At 61.8% G+C, this 1,439-nt stretch carries 1 protein-coding gene and 1 pseudogene; one reads left to right on the top strand and one right to left on the bottom strand.

Annotated features, from left to right (window positions below):
- A pseudogene (locus tag ABYW26_RS14460) lies at positions 1-401 on the bottom strand (carboxynorspermidine decarboxylase); the annotation flags it as partial.
- Between the two features lie 173 nt (positions 402-574).
- Between ABYW26_RS14460 and ABYW26_RS14465 the strand changes: the two are divergent.
- Positions 575-1,439, top strand: an 865-nt coding sequence (locus ABYW26_RS14465) for an MFS transporter (RefSeq protein WP_372605616.1), incomplete at its 3' end; no start/stop codon positions are given.

Raw genomic sequence — 1,439 nt, forward strand, 5'->3', positions numbered from 1 at the left:
GCCGGGTCGGCCAGATCGAAGCTTGAGGTCGACACACCGGGATTCACCCGCAGCCCGCGGATATGTCCGGCGCTTTGCGCCTCGAACCGCTGCAACTGGCCGATGGTGTTGAAGATAATCTTGTCGGAATGGCCCAGCACCTCGTCGATCTCGTGATCGGCATAGGCGACGGAATAGGCGTGGGTCTCGCCCGGGAATTTCTCGCGGCCCAGACGGACCTCGAACAGCGATGACGAGGTGGTGCCGTCCATATAGTCGGACATGAAGTCGAACACCGACCACGTGGCAAAACATTTCAGCGCCAGCAAGGCCTTGGCCCCGGACGCCGCGCGCAGATACGCGATCTTTTCCATGTTCGGCAAAAGCCGCGCCTTGTCGATCAGGTAATAGGGCGTCTGGATCATCGGTTCCCCCGGCAGAAAGGAAAGGACAACAAGCCGCTCGTTTAGGGGGGAAGGCCGGTAGAGGCAAGGGGGAATGCCGTGATCCGTGGACTGGCACTTCCCCATGCGCCTCAGATATTATTTATTTCCGGGATGTGTTACCTTGCCCGCCTGATCGGAGGTCAGCGCAAATGTCAGAAATCGAACAACACCCCTATCGCTGGGTCATCGTCATAGCCGCAGCCCTGATCCTTGCCCTGTCCATGGGGGCGATCGTCAACGGCATGTCGGCCTATATCGTTCCCTTGCAGGACAGCTATGGCTGGGCGCGGGCCGATATTTCGCTGATCAATGTCTCGGGCATTGTCGGGCTGGCATTCGGTGGCGTGCTGACCGGGGCCTTGGCCGACAAGTTCGGCACCCGGCCCGTGGTTCTGATTGGCGGCTTGGCGATGGGGCTAAGCTATCTGGGCGCCTCTTATGCCACCGCGCTGTGGCAATTCTATGTGCTGATGTTCATCGCCGGGTTTTTCGGCGCGGCCGCGATTTCGCCGCCGCTTTTGGCGGCCGTCGGGTCGTGGTTTCCGAAAGGCGCCGGTTTGGCCATCGGCATCGCGGCGGCGGGGCAGGCCTTGGGGCAGGGGGGCGTGCCGTTCGCGTCGTCCCTGTTGATCCAATCGGTCGGCACCGCCAAGGCGCTGACCGTGACCGGGGTGGCGATGCTGTTGCTGCTGGTGCCGCTGGCGCTGGTGTTGCGGCAGCCGCCGAAATCGGTGTTGGCCGCCGGAACACGAGCGGCGGATCAATCCGGCGGGTTCCAGAAATTCTCGGTCTTTGTGCCGACGATGTCGCTGGCCACGTTCCTGTGCTGCACCTGTATGTCGATTCCGCTGATGCATCTGGTGCCACTGATTCAGGACAAGGGCTTTGCTGCGGATCAGGCGGGCCGGGTGATTTTCGTGATGCTGATGGTGGCTATCACGGGCCGGGTTGCCTTTGGCAAGTTCGCCGACATCATCGGGCCGCTGCGGTCCTATATGACCGCGACCGCATGGA

It is taken from the genome of Actibacterium sp., assembly GCF_041584535.1.
In the GTDB taxonomy this organism is placed as follows: Bacteria; Pseudomonadota; Alphaproteobacteria; order Rhodobacterales; family Rhodobacteraceae; genus Actibacterium_D.